17 protein-coding genes and 1 pseudogene are annotated in these 15,441 nt (G+C 69.3%); 6 read left to right on the plus strand and 12 right to left on the minus strand.

The features are described 5' to 3' along the window. Positions 1–673: pseudogene (locus tag E3T19_RS18865) on the plus strand (septum formation family protein); the annotation flags it as partial. 79 nt (positions 674–752) lie between these two features. Here the strand turns inward: E3T19_RS18865 and E3T19_RS04210 are convergent. The 7 genes from E3T19_RS04210 to E3T19_RS04240 all read right to left on the minus strand — a co-directional run bounded on the left by E3T19_RS04210 (position 753) and on the right by E3T19_RS04240 (position 6,340). Beyond that, positions 753–1,553, minus strand: coding sequence for an HAD-IIA family hydrolase (locus tag E3T19_RS04210; RefSeq protein ID WP_088457422.1), 801 nt, complete (start codon positions 1,551–1,553; stop codon positions 753–755). Positions 1,554–1,677: 124 nt separating this feature from the next. After that, on the minus strand, positions 1,678–2,322 hold the full coding sequence (locus E3T19_RS04215; RefSeq protein ID WP_088457421.1) for a metal-dependent transcriptional regulator: 645 nt from the start codon (positions 2,320–2,322) through the stop codon (positions 1,678–1,680). Between the two features lie 25 nt (positions 2,323–2,347). Further along, positions 2,348–3,631 carry an Nramp family divalent metal transporter gene (locus E3T19_RS04220; protein ID WP_088457420.1) on the minus strand — a complete coding sequence of 428 codons (1,284 nt, stop codon included), beginning with the start codon at positions 3,629–3,631 and terminating at the stop codon, positions 2,348–2,350. Positions 3,632–3,712: 81 nt separating this feature from the next. Continuing rightward, positions 3,713–4,006, minus strand: coding sequence for an ATP-dependent DNA ligase (locus E3T19_RS04225; protein WP_088457419.1), 294 nt, complete (start codon positions 4,004–4,006; stop codon positions 3,713–3,715). A gap of 192 nt (positions 4,007–4,198) precedes the next feature. Continuing rightward, complete coding sequence (locus tag E3T19_RS04230) at positions 4,199–4,888, minus strand: DedA family protein (RefSeq protein ID WP_088457418.1); 690 nt, start codon at positions 4,886–4,888, stop codon at positions 4,199–4,201. Between the two features lie 160 nt (positions 4,889–5,048). Further along, a complete protein-coding gene (locus E3T19_RS04235) occupies positions 5,049–5,429 on the minus strand; it encodes a GntR family transcriptional regulator (RefSeq protein ID WP_103460980.1) in 381 nt (126 codons plus the stop codon). After that, positions 5,426–6,340 (minus strand): hypothetical protein, encoded by a 915-nt coding sequence (locus E3T19_RS04240; protein WP_134408184.1) that lies wholly within the window; start codon positions 6,338–6,340, stop codon positions 5,426–5,428. Before E3T19_RS04240 ends, E3T19_RS04235 begins: the two co-directional genes overlap by 4 nt. A 127-nt stretch (positions 6,341–6,467) precedes the next feature. Here E3T19_RS04240 and E3T19_RS04245 point away from each other — a divergent pair, with 127 nt between their 5' ends. Further along, positions 6,468–7,097 (plus strand): TrmH family RNA methyltransferase, encoded by a 630-nt coding sequence (locus tag E3T19_RS04245; RefSeq protein ID WP_088458141.1) that lies wholly within the window; start codon positions 6,468–6,470, stop codon positions 7,095–7,097. Positions 7,098–7,131: 34 nt separating this feature from the next. After that, positions 7,132–7,506, plus strand: coding sequence for a DUF4440 domain-containing protein (locus E3T19_RS04250; RefSeq protein WP_088457416.1), 375 nt, complete (start codon positions 7,132–7,134; stop codon positions 7,504–7,506). Between the two features lie 105 nt (positions 7,507–7,611). On the opposite strand, the gene E3T19_RS04255 is transcribed toward E3T19_RS04250, so the two are convergent. Beyond that, complete coding sequence (locus E3T19_RS04255; RefSeq protein WP_088457415.1) at positions 7,612–8,286, minus strand: cation transporter; 675 nt, start codon at positions 8,284–8,286, stop codon at positions 7,612–7,614. Continuing rightward, positions 8,283–8,636, minus strand: a complete 354-nt coding sequence (locus tag E3T19_RS04260; RefSeq protein WP_088457414.1) for a helix-turn-helix transcriptional regulator — start codon at positions 8,634–8,636, stop codon at positions 8,283–8,285. The genes E3T19_RS04255 and E3T19_RS04260 overlap by 4 nt, the downstream gene beginning before the upstream one ends. 138 nt (positions 8,637–8,774) lie before the next feature. Here E3T19_RS04260 and E3T19_RS04265 point away from each other — a divergent pair, with 138 nt between their 5' ends. The 3 genes from E3T19_RS04265 to E3T19_RS04275 all read left to right on the plus strand — a co-directional run bounded on the left by E3T19_RS04265 (position 8,775) and on the right by E3T19_RS04275 (position 12,489). Beyond that, positions 8,775–9,353, plus strand: coding sequence for a TetR/AcrR family transcriptional regulator (locus E3T19_RS04265; protein ID WP_166788788.1), 579 nt, complete (start codon positions 8,775–8,777; stop codon positions 9,351–9,353). Between the two features lie 13 nt (positions 9,354–9,366). Continuing rightward, on the plus strand, positions 9,367–11,037 hold the full coding sequence (locus E3T19_RS04270) for an MDR family MFS transporter (RefSeq protein WP_241979997.1): 1,671 nt from the start codon (positions 9,367–9,369) through the stop codon (positions 11,035–11,037). Positions 11,038–11,325: 288 nt separating this feature from the next. Further along, positions 11,326–12,489 carry an NADP-dependent malic enzyme gene (locus tag E3T19_RS04275; RefSeq protein WP_088458140.1) on the plus strand — a complete coding sequence of 388 codons (1,164 nt, stop codon included), beginning with the start codon at positions 11,326–11,328 and terminating at the stop codon, positions 12,487–12,489. A gap of 87 nt (positions 12,490–12,576) precedes the next feature. Here E3T19_RS04275 and E3T19_RS04280 read toward each other — a convergent pair whose 3' ends face one another. From E3T19_RS04280 to E3T19_RS04290, 3 genes are all read right to left on the minus strand, one after another. Continuing rightward, positions 12,577–13,647 carry a DNA polymerase IV gene (locus E3T19_RS04280; RefSeq protein ID WP_088457410.1) on the minus strand — a complete coding sequence of 357 codons (1,071 nt, stop codon included), beginning with the start codon at positions 13,645–13,647 and terminating at the stop codon, positions 12,577–12,579. Positions 13,648–13,686: 39 nt separating this feature from the next. Next, positions 13,687–14,394 (minus strand): bifunctional 2-polyprenyl-6-hydroxyphenol methylase/3-demethylubiquinol 3-O-methyltransferase UbiG, encoded by a 708-nt coding sequence (locus E3T19_RS04285; RefSeq protein ID WP_134408187.1) that lies wholly within the window; start codon positions 14,392–14,394, stop codon positions 13,687–13,689. Positions 14,395–14,490: 96 nt separating this feature from the next. Then, positions 14,491–15,441, minus strand: a 951-nt coding sequence (locus E3T19_RS04290; RefSeq protein WP_166788789.1) for a YhgE/Pip family protein, incomplete at its 5' end; no start/stop codon positions are given.

Below are 15,441 nucleotides of genomic sequence, written 5' to 3' on the forward strand. Positions count from 1 at the left end.
AGCCACGGCAGCGCCCGGCCACGACGCCCACGCCGCACCGGCGCCGTCCGCCGACGAACCCGGTCCCCGTCGCCGCGGTCCGGCCGACGGCGAGCCGCCGCGCCGCCCCTCGAAGCGAGACCTGCTTTGGGTCGGGGGTGCCGTGGTCGCGGTGCTCGTGATCATCGGTCTCTTCTTCCTGGGCCAGAGCCTGGGTGACACCCCGGCGGCCGCTCCCACCGAATCTGCCTCAGCCCAGGCGGGCACCACCACGGAGCCCACGACTGCCCCCGAGCCCGCCGCCCCGGGCCCGCAGCCGGCCGGCGTGCACGCCTGGAACACCCTGTTCGGCACCGAGTGCCTCGAACCGTACACGTCGCCCTGGGACGAAGAATTCACCGTCGTCGACTGCGCCACCCCGCACATGGGCCAGCTGGTCTACCGCGGCATCCTCGAGGGCGACAGCGGTTCCCCGTTCCCCGGTGAGCAGGCGTTCGCCGACCAGATCAACGTTCTCTGCAGCGCCCCCGGCGTGATCGACTTCGAAACCGCCGGCGCCTACGGCGATGTGCAGCTGCAAGGCAGTTACCCGGTGACCGCCGAGCAGTGGGACGCCGGCGAGAGGTACTTCTACTGCTTCGCGAGCCGGTCCTCGGGCGAGCCGCTCACCGCGAGCCTGGCCCCGGCCGCCTAACGGCGCCGTAGCCACTCCGCACACACAGAAAGCCGGGCCCGAGGGCCCGGCTTTCCGTGTCACCGCGGTGCGCGGGCGGCTAGATTTCGTCGGATTCGACAGGTCCGGCGGCGAGCAGCTGGTGCACGCCGTCGAGGATCTCGTCGGGGCGGAAGGGGTACCGAGCGATCTCGGCGGGGTCGCTGATGCCGGTGAGCACCAGAACCGTGTGCAAACCGGCCTCGATGCCGGCGACGATGTCGGTGTCCATCCGGTCGCCGATCATGCCGGTGTTCTCCGAGTGCGCGCCGATGCGGTTCATCGCCGAGCGGAACATCATCGGATTGGGCTTGCCCACGACGTAGGGCTCCATGCCGGTGGCCTTGGTGATCAGCGCGGCGATCGCGCCGGTGGCCGGCATCGGTCCCTCGGCGCTGGGGCCGGTCGCATCCGGGTTGGTCACGATGAACCGGGCGCCCTTGAGCAGCAGCCGGATGGCTTTGGTGATGGCCTCGAACGAGTAGTTGCGGGTCTCACCCACGACCACGTAGTCGGGGTTGGTCTCGGTCATGATGAAGCCGGCCTCGTGCAACGCGGTGGTGAGCCCGACCTCGCCGATCACGAATGCCGTGCCGCCGGGGCTCTGCTGTTTGAGGAAGTCCGCCGTGGCCAGCGCGGAGGTCCAGATGCGTTCCTCAGGTACGTTCAGCCCTGAGGAGCGCAGGCGGGCCGACAGGTCGCGCGGCGTGAAGATGGAGTTGTTCGTCAGCACCAGGAACGGTGTGCCGGCATCGGTCCACTGCTGCAGCAATTCGGCAGCGCCGGGCAGGGCCTGGTTTTCATGCACCAGGACGCCGTCCATGTCGGTGAGCCAGCATTCGATCTCGTCACGGGTTCTCATGACTCGCTCCTTCTTGTGGGACGAACTGGGCGCAACCAGGGGGACAGGCTGCCGTATCCAGACTATCGGGGAGAGGTTTGCTGGCGGCACCCCGCCGCCGCCCTTGGCGGCGCGGTGCGCCCGGTCAGCGCGTGAGCCAGATGGCGCCGGCGGCGTCCGGGGCGAGCGGGTGCAGCTCCCCGTCGGGCAGCCGCACACTGTGCGCGTCGACCACATCCAGTCGACTGCCGGGGCCGATGCCCGCGTCGGCCAGGGCACGCAGGATGCCCGGATCGCGATCGCTGACCCTCAGCACGGTTCCGGCGTGGCCGGGCGCCGCATCCGCGAGCAGGACCGCCGGCACCCGCACGCTGGAGCCGTCGGCGCCGGGGATGGGATCGCCGTGCGGGTCGGCCGCCGGGTGGCCCAGATGGGCGTCGATGGCCTCGAGCAGCCGGTCGGAGATCGCGTGCTCGAGCACCTCCGCCTCGTCGTGCACCTCGTCCCAGGTGTAGCCGAGCTCCCGCACCAGCCAGGTCTCGATCAGCCGGTGCCGGCGCACCACGGCCGTGGCGCGCATCCGCCCGGCTGCGGTGAGGGTGAGCGGGCCGTACGGCACGTGGGCAATGAACCCGTCGGCAGCGAGCTTCTTCACCATCTCGGTCACCGACGACGGAGCGATGCCCAGCCGGGTGGCCAGGACCCGGGGTGTGATCGGCGCCGGCTGCCACTCGGTGTGCGCGTAGATCGTCTTGAGGTAGTCCTCGGCGGCCGGTGTGGTGGGTTTCATGACCACCTCGGGGTAGCTGGCCGGTTCATGCGGCGGTGAAGACGAGCACGAGCAGGACGGCGTTGAGGGACACCAGCAGCACCGCGGCCACGGCGCCGGCGGCCGTGGTGAACCAGCGGTTGGCGAAGTCGCCGAGCAGGCCGCGCTGCGCCGTGAGCCACACCAACGGGATGAGGGCGAACGGGATGCCGAACGACAACACCACCTGGCTCAGCACCAGCGCCTGAGTGGGATCGAATCCCACGCCGAGGATCAGCAGCGCCGGGATGAGGGTGACGATGCGGCGCAGCAGCAGTGGCACCCGCAGCTTGAGCAGGCCGTGCATGATCTCGGCTCCGGCGTAGGCGCCCACCGAGGTGGAGGCGAGACCGGAGGCCAGCAGCCCGATCGCGAACACCGTCGCGACCACCGGGCCGAGCGTGCTCTGCAGGGCCGCGTACGCACCCTCGAGCGAGTCGGTGCCCGGCACCCCCTGCAGAGCCGAGGCCGCGAGCAGCAGTATGGCGAGGTTGACGGTGCCGGCGATGGCCATGGCGATTGTGACATCCCACTTCGTCGCCCAGAGCAGGCGCCGGGTGGCGGCCGGTCCCTCCTGCATCGGGAACCTGTCGCGGGTGAGCGCGGAGTGCGCGTAGATGGCGTGGGGCATGATCGTGGCACCGAGGATCGACGCCGCCAGCAGCACCGAGTCCGCGCCCTCGAAGCGCGGCACCAGACCGTCGAGAACCGAACCGGCGTCCGGCGGCGCGAAGAAGACCCCGGCGGCGAAGCCCACCGTGATGATCAGAAGCAGGGCCACGATGACCCGCTCGAAAACGCGCGGGCCGCGTCGTGTCTGCACGGTGAGCACGATCATCGAGATGACACCGGTGATCACACCGCCGGCCAGCAGCGGCAGCCCGAAGAGCAGGTTGAGGGCCACGGCGCCGCCGATGATCTCGGCCAGGTCGGTGGCCATGGCCACGAGCTCGGCCTGCACCCAGTAGAGCCGACGGGCGGTTGGCCGCCGCAGGCGCACCCCGAGGATCTCCGGCAGGCTGGTGCCGGTGACGATGCCCAGCTTCGCCGACAGGTACTGGATCAGCCACGCCATCAGGTTGCCGGCCACGACCACCCAGACCAACAGGTACCCGTACCGGGCGCCCGCGGTCATATTGCTGGCCACGTTGCCCGGGTCCAGATAGGCCACGCCGGCCACGAGCGCCGGTCCGAGCAGCCAGAGCAGCCGGGTGGAGGCCACCGAGTTCAGCGAGGGAGGGGCGGCGCGTTCCGCCACGGTCGCGGTCGCTGCAGGGTCAGATTGAGGCATGCCTAAATCGTAGTGAGTATTTAGGTAAGCCGAAACCCCCTCGGGGCGGATGCCGCGTGCCCGGCGGCCCCGCCGACGGAATCAGTCGCCGATGACGAGGACGAGACCGCTGGGGCTGTTCGCCTGGGCGAGGAAAGTGCTGATCCGGTCCCGATCAAGGGCGTGTGCGCGGGCGGTGCGATAGTGAAACTGCACGCTGATGCCCGGCGTCAACCAGATCGTGGTGCGACTCTCCCCGGTCTTGCCCGGGTAGCCCCAGCTGAAGTAGAAGGACTGCTGGAGACGGAACTTGGCGCCCACCACCGCCTGGAGGTGGCTGAGGAGAAGGTCGTCCAGGATCACGGTCAGGGTGGAGTCGTAGATGAACCGCCCCACGCTCAGGTCCTCGCCCGCGGCCGGCGCACCACAGGGCGCGTGAGCAAGATCGGTCCATGGTCCATCGCGACGCCCCCCGGGTCGTGTGCTGGTGCCGGCTGCGCGGTCGCCCGCCAGATTCAGATTTTCACTGTACCGAGAGGCGTGCGGGCCCGGTCAGTCCCCAGTCCGGGGCATCAGCCGGGGAGTGGGCTACTCGCGCACGTCCTCGGGCAGTTCGACGGCGGGCACGGCGGCCTTGCCGCGGGTGCGCAGGGCCTCGCGCCCGGCCTTGTACAGCTCGGAGAGGATCGGGATGCCCGAGAGCAGCACGATGCCGATGATGAAGTACTCGGAGTAGTCGGCGACGAACTGGATCTGCCCGAGCAGGAAGCCCACCATGGTGAGGCCGACGCCCCAGGCGAACGCGCCGATCAGGTTGAAGGTCACGAAAGTGCGGTAGCTCATCTTGCCGACGCCGGCAGCGAGGGGCACGAAGGCGCGGAAGACGGGCAGGAAGCGCGCGATGATGACGGCCTTGCCACCGTGCTTGGCGAAGAACGCGTTGGTGCGTTCGACGTTCTTCGGGTTGAAGAACCGGTTCTGCTCGCGGGCGAAGACGGCCGGTCCGGCCTTGCGCCCCACGCCGTAGGCCAGCTGGTCACCCGCGAACGCGGCGACGAAGATGATCGCACAGGTCACGAAGATGGGGAACGGCACGTCGCCGGTGGCGGTGAGCAGCCCCACCGTGAAGAGCAGGGAGTCGCCCGGCAGGAACGACAGCACGATGAAGCCGGTCTCGACGAACACGACGGCGGCGACGCCCAACAGCACGAACGATCCGAACCAACCGATCAGCCACTCGGAGTCGAGGAAGTCGATGCCGAAGAGTGTGGGATGCATGGAACTGCCTTCCGGTCGGGGTCATGAGTGCGGTCTCGATCGGATGGCGCCGGCGCGAAGACGCGGTCGGAACCGCCGCGGCTGCCGACTGTTGCGCACCCTGACCCCCAGGGTAGCGAACCCGAGGTGAACGGAAGCTGGGTGCTGCGGCGGGCGGTCCTCAGTCGGTGGGGGTGGTCGAGGCGGCCGCGGTACCGTCCAACGCCGCACGCACGAGATCGAGGGCGGCGTCGCGGGTCAGGCCCAACTCGGCTGCGCGGCGCGCGTAGGCCCGGGCGGCATCCGCTGCCGGGCCCGGCGTCGTGACGCCGGCGATCACGGATCCGTTGCGGCCGCGGGTTTCGATCACTCCGTCGCGTTCGAGCTCGCGGTAGCTGCGCGCCACCGTGTTGGGCGCGATGCCCAGGTCGTCGGCCAGACGTCGCACAGTGGGCAGCTGCGCGCCGGGCTTCAGGTCGCCGGCACGCACGGCCGCGACGATCTGGGATCGAATCTGTTCGTATGGGGCGACGCCCGAGTCGGGATCGATGACGAGCATCATGTCGGAGAGCCGGCCGCTCGGTCGGCCCACAGCCGACGCCAGTAGTACTGCTGGGGCTTCGAGGTGACGTCGAGAAGGAGAACTGCGAGGGCCGCGCTGCTCAGTAGGACCAGAAGAAGTAGGCCCACGAGGGCCGCGGTCGCACCGCCGCCCTGGTAGTCGGAGAGGGAGCCGATGTCGAGGAAGGTGCCCAGGACCGACACGAAGCCCAGCGTGATGGGCACGGCGTGCAGGTCGCGCAGGGCCTGCGAGCGCAGGCCGTCGTTCCAGGCCAGATCGGTGGCGGATGCCGCCGGCTGGCCGCGATCGAGGATGCGGCGGGACAGCGCCTCCGACACCAGCAGCCCGGCGATCGAGGCATAGGCGAGCCAGGCGCCGGCCGACCCCCAGATGTAGGCGGAGGAGAGGCGCGCGTCGCCGAGCGCCCCGATACTGAAGGCGATCCATGCGGCGAGGACGGCCAGGAGAGCGAGGGCGGGCAGCAGGCGTCCGCTCCAGCGCTCCAGTGGGGGCACATAGTCGGCATAGCCGGGAGTGCATGACCTGGCAATGCGTGGCCCGGTGAGCGGAGTGAAGGCGCTCGCCGAGGACGCAAGTGCCGCGCCGATGGCGCTGCCGACGCCCAGGCCGCCGAAGATCAGCACGGGCACATAACCGGCGTTGAAGCCGCCGGGGAGGAGCAGGGCGGTGATGACCGCGAGCACGATGCCGGTGAGCCCGCCGGTCAGGAGCGCGCGCTCTCGGCAGATGAGCTGGCCGGTGATGCGCTCGGCGGTGGCGACGGGCACGGCGACGCCCAGCCGGCGCGCGTACTTGTCCAGCTCGCGCGCCCGGTTGGCAGGCTTGCTCGAACTCAGCGGCGCGAAGGAACACGCAATGGCAATGGCACAACACACGAACACGTACGACATACGCGCCTCCATCTCCAGGGGCGGAGGGTCAGCATCCGCCTTTCGTAGCAATACAATCAATGTAGCAGTACAAAACCGCGGAATGCCACCGGTGCCGGACCTCCGGCCGGCGGGATACGGTGGTGCAGTGCCAGAACCGTTGAACCCCACGCCAGAGCTGTCCACCAACGGGGTCGGCCCGTGGGTCGGGGAATGGCCGGAGGAGCCGTACTACGACCGAGAGCTGCTCGAACGCGGCGACACCCGCAACGTGATCGACCGGTACCGGTACTGGTCGATGCCGGCGATCGTCGCCGACCTCGACGAGAAGCGCAACCCGTTCCACGTGGCCATCGAGAACTGGCAGCACGACATGAACATCGGCTCCATCGTTCGCAGCGCCAATGCGTTCGGCGCCGATACCGTGCACATCATCGGCCGCAAGCGTTGGAACAAGCGCGGCGCCATGGTGACCGACCGTTACCAGCACGTGCTGCACCACCCGGATGTGGCGGCGTTCGTCGAGTGGGCCCGCACCGAGAACCTGCCGATCATCGCCATCGACAACCTGCCCGGCAGCGTGATCATGGAGACCTTCAGCTTCCCCGAGCACTGTGTGCTCCTGTTCGGCCAGGAGGGTCCCGGCCTCTCGCCGGAGGCCGTGGCTGCCGGTGACGCCCTGGTGGAAATCAGCCAGTTCGGCTCGACGCGCTCGATGAACGCTTCCGCGGCGGCCGCGGTCACCATGCACGCCTGGATTCTGCAGCACAAATTCTGACCCGCCCGGCCCGGCCGAGGGCTAGCGTGGAGTCATGACTGCGATCACCGACGATCTCCCTGCCAGACTCCTGCACGAAGCCCACGAGGGCTGGCGCGCCATCCTCGCCGGCAAGGGCGGTGACTACTACCAGCGCACCATGACCGGGGACGGTCTGCTGATTCTGCCGGGGGTGGTGCTCGGCCGCGACGACGTGCGCGCCGCGTTCAAGGCCGCCGCTCCGCTGGATCGGTATGAACTGCACGAGCCGGCCGTCATTCGGTTGGGTGAGCACGCGGGCGTGCTGGTCTACAGGTCCACGGCCTGGCGAGGTGACACCGCGACCGAGCTGCAGATGTCCACGACCTACCTCTTCGACGAGAACAACGGCGGCTGGGCGATCGCGGCGCACCAGGAGTCGCCGGTCTAGGCATCCCCTTCGCCGCACCCCGTATGGCCCATCGCGCCCCCTATGGCGGGCGCGATGGGCCATAGCTGGTGCGGCGATGACCTTCGGCGTCGCCGAGAGGGGCGATCAATGGCCGGTCTCGGCGGCACGCTCCCCGGTGAGCGCCGAAACCGGAACCGTGCAGGCGTCGCCGCGCCACGCCTCGAGGCCCTCCTTCGCCGCGAAGCCGGCAATCACCAGCGCCGCGACCGAGTCCGCCCAGGCCCAGCCGAGCAGTGAGTTGAGCAGCAACCCGGCCAGCAGCGCGGCAGAGAGGTAGCTGCAGAGCAGGGTCTGCTTCGAGTCGGCGACGGCGGATGCCGAGCCGAGTTCCCGGCCGGTGCGACGCTCGAACCAGCTCAAGACCGGCATGATCGCCAGGCTCACCGCGGCCAAGGCGATCCCCACCGGGCTGTGCTCGGCCTCGCGCACCCCGAAGAGCGAGAGGCCGGCATCCACGCTCACGTAGGCCGCCAGCGCGAAGAAGGAGACGGCGATCACCCGAAGGGCCACCCGCTCGCGCTTCTCCGGGTCCGGTGCCGCGAACTGCCAGGCGATCGCCGCCGCCGAGAGCACCTCGACGATCGAGTCGAGGCCGAAGCCGACCAGTGCGGCGGAGGAGGCGACGGTGCCGGCGGCCAGGGCGATGCCCGCCTCGATCACGTTGTAGCTGATGGTGATCGCCACCACCAGTCGGATGCGGCGCTGCAGCACGCGGCGACGGATCGGGTCGAGTGACGATGCCGTGTTCGTGGCGGTCATGCGGGGGTATCGCAGCAGCCGGGAACGTCGCAGTCGGTTTCGGTGCAGGGCTCGCCGTCGTCGACGGCGAGCACCACCTCGACGAGGGCCGCGAGCGCGCGGGTCAGGTGCGGGTCGGCGATCTCGTACCGGGTTTGCCGGCCCTCTGGGACCGCGGCCACGATGCCGCAGCCGCGCAGGCAGCTCAGGTGGTTGGAGACGTTCGACCGGGTGAGGTTGAGCGACCGGGCGATCCGGGCCGGGTAGCCGGGCGCCTCGAGCAGGCTCAGCAGGATGCGGGACCGGGTGGGGTCGGCCATCGCACGACCCAGGCGATTCATGACGTCGAGGTGGCTCGCAATAGTCAGCATTGACTGACCATACAGCGCCGGGTGACCTATCGCCAAGCCCGACCCCGAACGTCGGGATTTAACTTGCACTGTGTGTCTAATGATGCAAAACTGCACTCTATGTCAGAAAGTGCAATCACTTCCCGTGTTGAGCGACGTATGCGTAAAACCGCCGCCAATCTCACGGCGGTGTCGCGTCGGCTCACGGCGGAGCGCGGCCTGGCCGGTTTCACGATCGAGGAGGTGTGCTCCGCCGTCGACGTGTCCCGGCGCACCTTCTTCAACTACTTCGCCAGCAAGGAAGACGCCGTCATCGGGGTCAATCCCGACGACGAGTACCGACTCTTCGCCGAAAAGTTCCTGGCCCGCGGAGCGGGCGAGTGGCCGCAGGTGCTCAACGACCTGATCGACCTGGCCATCCAGCACATTGAATCCGATGAGATGGACCCCCGGGAGCACGGCGACCTGATGGTCGCCCTGGAACGTGAGCCGCGCTTGCTGGCCCGTTTCATCGGCCTGTCCAGGGACCGCGACCGCCAGCTCCGCGGCCTCATCGTCGAGAGGCAAGGCGTCGACGGCGACGATCCGCGTGCTGCGGCGATCGTGAGCATCGTCGGCTCGCTCATGAAATCCACCGCCGACACCTTCGTCGATCCGGCGAATGACCAAGACTTCGCCGTCATCCTCTCTTCTTCGCTCGACGCCATGCGCCTCGTGCTGGCCGTACCCACTCCCTGAAAGGCAACATTTCGTGACCACCACCTCCGAGGCGCCGCTCCTCCTCACCCAACGGCGAATCTGGATCATCTTCGGCGCCCTGATCGCCGGCATGCTCTTGTCCAGCCTCGACCAGACCATCGTCTCCACCGCGATGCCCACCATCGTCGGCCAGCTCGGCGGCGTCGAGCACCAGGTCTGGCTCACCACGGCCTACCTGCTGGCGACGACCATCGTGATGCCCGTCTACGGCAAGTTCGGTGACGTGCTCGGCCGTCGCAACCTGTTCCTGATCGCGATCGCGCTGTTCACCATCGCCTCGGTGGGTTGTGCCTTCGCCGGCGACTTCACCCAGCTGGTGGTCTGGCGTGCCGTGCAGGGCCTCGGTGGTGGCGGATTGATGATCCTCTCCCAGGCGATCATCGCCGACATCGTGCCCGCATCCGAGCGTGGCAAGTACCTCGGCCCGCTCGGCGCCGTCTTCGGCCTCTCCGCCGTCGGCGGTCCGCTCCTGGGCGGTTTCTTCGTGGACCACCTCACCTGGCAGTGGGCGTTCTACATCAACATCCCCGTCGGCATCGCGGCCTTCGCGATCGCCTGGTTCGCCCTGCGGCTGCCGAGCAAGAAGGCCACCCAGCCGATCGACATCCTCGGCGTCATCTTCCTGTCGGCCTTCACGACCTGCCTGATCTTCTTCACCGACTTCGGCGGCAACGCCGACCATGGCTGGGAAGCGATTGAGACCTGGCTCTTCGGTGCCGGCATGCTGCTCGCGGCCGTCCTGTTCGTCATCACTGAGGCGAAGGCGAAAGACCCGATCATCCCGCTGTCGCTGTTCAAGAACCCGACCTTCGTCAACGCGACCCTGATCGGCCTCACCCTGGGGCTCGGCATGTTCTCCGCGATCGGGTTCGTGCCCACCTTCCTGCAGATGTCTTCAGGCACGTCAGCGGCGGCATCCGGCCTGCTGATGCTGCCGATGATGGCCGGCCTGATCGGCACGTCGATCATCTCCGGTATCGCCATCACCAAGACCGGCCGGTACAAGATGTTCCCGATCATCGGCACGATCCTCACCGCGCTCGCGATGGTGCTGATGACCGGCCTCACCGCCGAGACGCCGATCTGGTTGATCTGCGTGTTCCTGTTCATCTTCGGTGCGGGCCTCGGGCTGATCATGCAAGTTGTCGTCCTGGTCGCCCAGAACTCGGTCAACCCGTCGATGGTGGGCACCGCAACGAGCACGAACAACTACTTCCGCGAGGTCGGTGCCGCGCTCGGCGTGGCCGTGTTCGGCACGATCTTCACCAACCGGCTCACCGAGAACCTCACCGGCGTGTTCAGCAACGCCGGCGCGAACGCCACGGATGCCGCTGCGGCCACGTCCACGATCGACCCGCAGACCCTGACTGCGCTGCCCGATGTCGTGCGTGACGGGGTGGTGGCGGCCTATGCGGATGCGCTGGCGCCGGTGTTCTGGTACCTGCTGCCCTTCATCGGCCTGGCCTTCCTCCTTGCCCTGATGCTCAAGCAGATCACGCTCTCCGACGTGGCCGGAATGGTCGCCCGCGGTGAGGCCGTCGGCGGTGCGGAGGCCGAGGCCCTCGAAGCCGCCCAGCACGGCCACCCGACGCACCCGGCCACCGCCCCGTCCGATGCCGGAGTCCGTGCCGACGCCGAGCTGAAGGCGCCCGAACCGCGCTAGCGGCAGTTTCGCCGAATTGCTTCAGAATGCCCCTTCACCGCACCCGAAGGGGCATTTTGACGTGAGTCGCCGCCGGTCCCCTCCGCGACTGCGGCCAAAGTGGCCCTTCGATGCCTGCCAGGGGGTCTTTTGCGGCAACTCGGCGACCCGGTTTGCGCCCGGCGACGGGTGACTGGGCCTATGGTCCCGTTCGTTCGAGCCGCGATGGCCGTAGCCTGATCCCAGGCCGGTCTGGATCCTTCAGGAAGTGTGCGGCTTTTCTGTGTCTCGACCGCAAAGGCCCGCTCCATGTCACTCACCATCCCCGTCCAGCCCGCCCTGGTCACCACCGACGAAATCTTCGCTGCCCACGAGGGCGGCAAGCTGCGAATCGAACTCGCCCGGCCCATCGACACCCGGCGTGACCTGGCCGTCGTCTACACCCCTGGCGTTGCCGAGGTCAGCCGCGCGATCCACACCGATGCCGCTGTCGCCGCCACGCACACCTGGGCGAGCCGGCTGGTGGCCGTCGTCAGCGACGGCACCGCGGTGCTGGGGCTCGGCGACATCGGCCCGGCCGCCGCCCTGCCCGTGATGGAGGGCAAGTCGGCCCTCTTCCAGCGCTTCGCCGGGCTGAACTCCATCCCGCTGGTGCTCGACACCACTGACGTCGATGAGATCGTCGAGACCCTCGTGCGTCTGCAGCACAGCTTCGGGGCCGTGAACCTCGAGGATGTGTCGGCGCCGCGCTGTTTCGAGCTCGAGGCCAAGCTCATCGAGGCCCTCGACATGCCCGTCATGCACGACGACCAACACGGCACCGCCGTCGTGGTGCTGGCCGCGATCACCAACGGCGCCAAGGTGCTCGGCCGGGATCGCGCGGGCCTCAAGGTCGTCGTGTCCGGCGCGGGCGCGGCGGGGATCGCGATCGCCGCGATCCTGCTGGAGGTCGGTATCCAGGACGTCGTGCTCCTGGACTCCCGGGGCATCCTCAGCGGCCACCGCATCGACCTGACCGGCGTCAAGGCCGAGTTCGCCGTGACGTCGAACCCCCGCCAGATCGACGGCGGCCCGGCGCAGGCCCTCGCCGGCGCCGATGTCTTCGTCGGCGTCTCCTCAAGCACCGTCGAGGAATCCCTGCTCGCCACGATGTCGGCTGACGCCATGATCTTCGCGCTCTCCAACCCCGACCCCGAGGTGGCCCCGGACGTGGCCGGCCGTTATGCCAGGATCGTGGCCACCGGACGCAGCGACTACCCCAACCAGATCAATAACGTGCTCGCCTTCCCCGGCATCTTCCGCGGGGCCCTGGATGCCGGCGCCCGCCGCATCACCACCGCCATGAAGATCGCCGCCGCGATGGCCATCGCCGACCTGGTCGGTGACGACCTCGCCGCCGACTTCATCGTGCCCAGCCCGTTCGACGAGCGCGTGGCCGACGCCGTGGCCGCCGCGGTGATGGCGGCCGTCTAGCGGTCGCATCTTCCTCGTCGGTCGCACCCGTCTCGTCGGTCGAGCTTGTCGAGACCCGGTGACCCGGCCTGCGGTCGCGCGAACGCGTCAGAACAGGGTGTGCTGCACCCGGTCGAGCGGGAGCAGTCCCGTCAGGGTGACCCGCAACCCGGCAAGCCGGGGCACCGGCTCGCCGGCCAACAGGTCGCCGGCCACAGCGAGCCAGTCCGCCCGCCCGGTCGTCGCCGCCACGAGGTTGCGCTTCCGCACAACCGCCTTTCCGCCGGTCTCCGGTCGCAGGGTGAGAGTCATCCCCGTGCCCGCGAGTCCCGCCCGCTCGGCGCGTTTGCAGAGTCGCTCGACACACGCCTCGGCCAGCTCGCCGGGCGTCTTGTCCGGCCGCGCGAAACCGGCGGTGGATCCCTCGGCCGTGAGGGACGAGCGCTGTTCGACCGGGCGCACCACGGCGTCGTCGGTGCCGTCCCGAATGCGCCACAGTCGCCGCGCCATCGCGGTGCCGCAGACGTGCTGCAATTCGTTCGGCGGGATGCCGTCCACGTCGCCGAGCCTCAGCACTCCGATGCGATGGAGTCGCTGCAGTGTGGTGGCACCGATTCCCCAGACGTCGGTGATCGGCAGGGTCGTGCGCAGACGCGCTTCCTCGCCGGCGTCAATCACCGAGAGCCCGTCGGGCTTCGCCCTGCGGGAGGCGAGCTTCGCCATCAGCTTGGTGCTGCCCACCCCGACACTGATGGGGATGCCGAGTTCGCGGGCCACCCGCCGGCGCAGCGCGTGGCCGGCGTCGATGGCCCCTGCCCAGTCGGTCGCGCCGACGTCGAGGAAGGCCTCCTCGATCGAGCCGGGTTCCACTGCCCTGGCGCTGTTGTGGAAGATGTCGAAGAGGGCGTCGCCCACCTCCTCGACCTCCGCGCGTGGCACGTCGATCAGGATCAGCTCAGGACACTGCCTCAGCGCGTCCTGGGCGAGCGATCCGGAGCGCACACCGCGCGCACGAGCCGGGTAGTTCGCGCTGGCAATGTAGACATGGGCGACCACGGCAACCGGCACGGCGGCGAGCTCTGGTCTCGAGCGCAACGCGACCGAGGCGAAAAAGGCGTCGGCGTCAGCGTGCAGAACCGGACGTGCCGTCATGCGCGCCACCCCGATCACCGTCTGCATCGTACATGTGTTCGATTGTAGCCGATCCGGCCGCCGCGGTCAGGCGTGCCGAGTGGCCCGCACGATGGCGTCGTGCATCGCGAGGGGGCGCCCCTCCGGCCCGGTGACCGTGCGGGCGCGCTCCTCGGCGCTCTCGATGCACCAGATCGCGGGGTCGAGACGACCGGTGATGTCCGCCAGGGTGGCCGTCGCCTCGACGGGTGGCTGCTGGCCCGCGCCCGCGGCGTGGCCGTGACCGCCACCATGCGCGTGACCGTGCTCGTGACCGCGCCCCTGACCGACATCGGGGCCCGCCGAGGTCGGCTCGTGCAGATGCCCCACGATCAGCAGGGTGCCGCCGGGAGCGACCCAGTCCGCAATGCGCTCGTAGAAGGCCAGCTGCGGCATCGCCGGGTGCGCATAGCTGGTGGCCACCAGGTCGAACCGGCTTGTCGGCAGCCACGTGGTGAGGTCGGCCTCGAGCCAGGTCACCCTCGCCGCAACCGACGCTTCGGCAGCCCGTTCCGCCGCTGCCTCGAGGGCGGTGCCGGAGATGTCGGCGGCGGTCACCCGCCAGCCGCGGTCGGCCAGCCAGATGGCGTCGGCACCGGTGCCGCATCCCGCATCCAGGGCGGTTCCGGGCCTGAGGCCGGCGATTTCCCGTTCGAGATGCGGGTTCGGGCCGCTCTGGTCCGACACCTCGGCTTCCGGATCGTGCGCCTGTTCCCAGTGCCGTTCCCAGTAGTCCTTCTCAAAGCTGTGTGTCATCGGGTCGGCCCTTCGGTGTGGTCGTCAAGTGTCCCGATGATGCCGAATAGGGCAGCACTCGCGCAACCTGTCTTGCCGGAATGGCAAGCAGGCAGTTCAGCCGATCAAGCTGGGCTTGAGGTCGCGCAGGGTGCGGAAGTGCGTCATCCGCACCACGCCGATCGCGGCGATCACGAGCGCCCCGGTGAGCCAGAGCAGCAGCACCCCGGCGTCGTTCAGGGCGGTGGCCGGGTTGCCGCCGTACATCAGCTGGCGGATGCCGTCGACGGCGTAGCTCATCGGCACCACATGGTGCAGGAACGCCAGCGGCGCCGGCAGGGTCTGCCAGGGGAAGGTGCCGCCGGCAGTGACCAGCTGCAGCACCATGAGCACCAGGCCCACGAACTGGCCCACGCTGCCCAGCCACACGTTGAGCGCCAGGATGATCGCGGCGAAGGTGAGTGCGGCCAGGCCCATCATGCCGTAGGTGCCCACCGGGTTGTGCACCTCGAAGTGCAGCACGCCGGTGAGGATGCCGAACAGGGCGGCCATCTGCAGCAGGCCCAGGATGCCGGGGGTGAGCCAGCCGGCGAGGGTGATCTTCACTGGGGAGTGCAGGGCCGTGATGGCGCGGCGGGAGACCGGCTTCACGATCAGGAACAGGGCGTAGATGCCGATCCAGCCGGCGAGGCTGGCGAAGAACGGGGCCAGGCCGGCGCCGTAGGTGCCGGCGGAGGTCACCGCCGCCTTCTGCAGGTTCACCGGGTCGGCGATGGTCGAGCCCTGCAGGTCGCGGGTCTGGGCGTCGGTGTCCGGAATGCTGCCGACACCGTCGGTGAGCCCGTCGCGCAGTTCGCCCGCGCCGTCCTTGAGGCCGACAAGGCCGTCGCTGAGGGACGAGGCGCCGGTGGCGAGGGTCTCTGCGCCGGCCCTGGTGGATTCCGCGCCGGTGCTCAGGCTCGCCGCACCGTCGGCGGCGGAGGCCGCGCCGGTGCTCAGGGTGGCGGCGCCGTCGGCGGTCTGGCCGGCGCCGGCCGCCAGACTGCTGGCTCCGGCCGCGGTCTGCCC

The sequence above is a fragment of the Cryobacterium sp. TMT4-31 genome (assembly GCF_004403385.1).
In the GTDB taxonomy this organism is placed as follows: Bacteria; Actinomycetota; Actinomycetes; order Actinomycetales; family Microbacteriaceae; genus Cryobacterium; species Cryobacterium zongtaii.

What these genes read in the sequence shown, in the direction of transcription:
- E3T19_RS04255 (WP_088457415.1), bottom strand. Translation starts at nt 8,286, where the DNA reads ATGACCGCCACGAACACGGCATCGTCACTCGACCCGATCCGTCGCCGC.
- E3T19_RS04235 (WP_103460980.1), bottom strand. Translation starts at nt 5,429, where the DNA reads ATGATGCTCGTCATCGATCCCGACTCGGGCGTCGCCCCATACGAACAG.
- E3T19_RS04285 (WP_134408187.1), bottom strand. Translation starts at nt 14,394, where the DNA reads ATGACACACAGCTTTGAGAAGGACTACTGGGAACGGCACTGGGAACAG.
- E3T19_RS04250 (WP_088457416.1), top strand. Translation starts at nt 7,132, where the DNA reads ATGACTGCGATCACCGACGATCTCCCTGCCAGACTCCTGCACGAAGCC.
- E3T19_RS04280 (WP_088457410.1), bottom strand. Translation starts at nt 13,647, where the DNA reads ATGCAGACGGTGATCGGGGTGGCGCGCATGACGGCACGTCCGGTTCTG.
- E3T19_RS04275 (WP_088458140.1), top strand. Translation starts at nt 11,326, where the DNA reads ATGTCACTCACCATCCCCGTCCAGCCCGCCCTGGTCACCACCGACGAA.
- E3T19_RS04230 (WP_088457418.1), bottom strand. Translation starts at nt 4,888, where the DNA reads ATGCATCCCACACTCTTCGGCATCGACTTCCTCGACTCCGAGTGGCTG.
- E3T19_RS04220 (WP_088457420.1), bottom strand. Translation starts at nt 3,631, where the DNA reads ATGCCTCAATCTGACCCTGCAGCGACCGCGACCGTGGCGGAACGCGCC.
- E3T19_RS04215 (WP_088457421.1), bottom strand. Translation starts at nt 2,322, where the DNA reads ATGAAACCCACCACACCGGCCGCCGAGGACTACCTCAAGACGATCTAC.
- E3T19_RS04240 (WP_134408184.1), bottom strand. Translation starts at nt 6,340, where the DNA reads ATGTCGTACGTGTTCGTGTGTTGTGCCATTGCCATTGCGTGTTCCTTC.
- E3T19_RS04260 (WP_088457414.1), bottom strand. Translation starts at nt 8,636, where the DNA reads ATGCTGACTATTGCGAGCCACCTCGACGTCATGAATCGCCTGGGTCGT.
- E3T19_RS04210 (WP_088457422.1), bottom strand. Translation starts at nt 1,553, where the DNA reads ATGAGAACCCGTGACGAGATCGAATGCTGGCTCACCGACATGGACGGC.
- E3T19_RS04265 (WP_166788788.1), top strand. Translation starts at nt 8,775, where the DNA reads ATGCGTAAAACCGCCGCCAATCTCACGGCGGTGTCGCGTCGGCTCACG.